This window comes from Oleiphilus sp. HI0123, assembly GCF_001635315.1.
In genome coordinates, this window is the sequence record NZ_LWGE01001503.1 from 1 (window position 1) to 930 (window position 930).

The 930-nt window shown below is 43.9% G+C and carries 1 protein-coding gene; it reads left to right on the forward strand.

All coding sequences use genetic code 11. The features are described from left to right. The coding region (locus tag A3761_RS27960) for a hypothetical protein (protein WP_068750752.1) at positions 1-750 on the forward strand (750 nt) is incomplete at its 5' end. Between the last annotated feature and the right edge of the window lie 180 nt (positions 751-930).

Here is a 930-nt window from a genome sequence, read left to right on the forward strand (position 1 = left end):
ATGAACACCGAGCGCTATTCTCTTGCTGTCGACGCATTCGAACGAGTTACTCGCTTGTTAAAAGAGGCTCCCGAGATAAACTATCAAGATCTTGCTGCAACCTACGGAATTACAGCTCAGGCTCAATATTACGCATCCAAGGGCATTTTCACCGACGCGCTTAAAGGTACGATTGACAAGGCATTAGAACTAAACCCAAACGAACCAAATACCTTAAGTTTATTAGCAATCAATGCGTTTACGTCTGAGGACTTCTCACTAGCTATTGAGTACTGGTCTAAAGTTTTAGAGGCTTATCCTGAACATCCGGCCGCCGGCCAGATGAAACAAGGCATTAATGAAGCGCAGCGCCGTGCAGGTATCGAACTGTCAGATTTTTCCAGCGACAGCAGCGGTTCGTTAATTGATGTATTCGTATCGCTTGATGAAACACTTCTCGGCTCAGTTAAACCCGGTGATACCGTGTTTGTATTTGTAAAAAACGCTGAAAACGCGAATCAAGCTAGCCCGCCTCTTGCTGCAAGTAGACATACTGTTTCTGAGCTTCCTCTAACAATTAACTTGAGTGACGCTGACGCAATGAGTCCTGCAGCTAAGCTTTCCGATGCTAAGCTCGTAAATGTTACTGCGCGTGTTTCCAAGTCGGGTCAAGTTAGCGCAGCAAGTGGCGATTTTGAAGGCCGAGCTGAACTGGTTGAGTTAGGTTCCGAGCAACAAGTAAAAATTAACATTAGCGAGCTAGTCAAATAAAGTTTTAGTAATAAGCGCGTAATTACGGCAAGCTTCAAAAACAAAAATAACCTTAAGGAGTGCAAGTATGACGATAAAAGTGCCAAAGGTAATCGACGAATTGGAATCCAAAATTGTCAACACATTGAAGCTCTCCCGTTTCAAGAATCAATTAGTAGGCAAGGGATATGTAACGGGTCT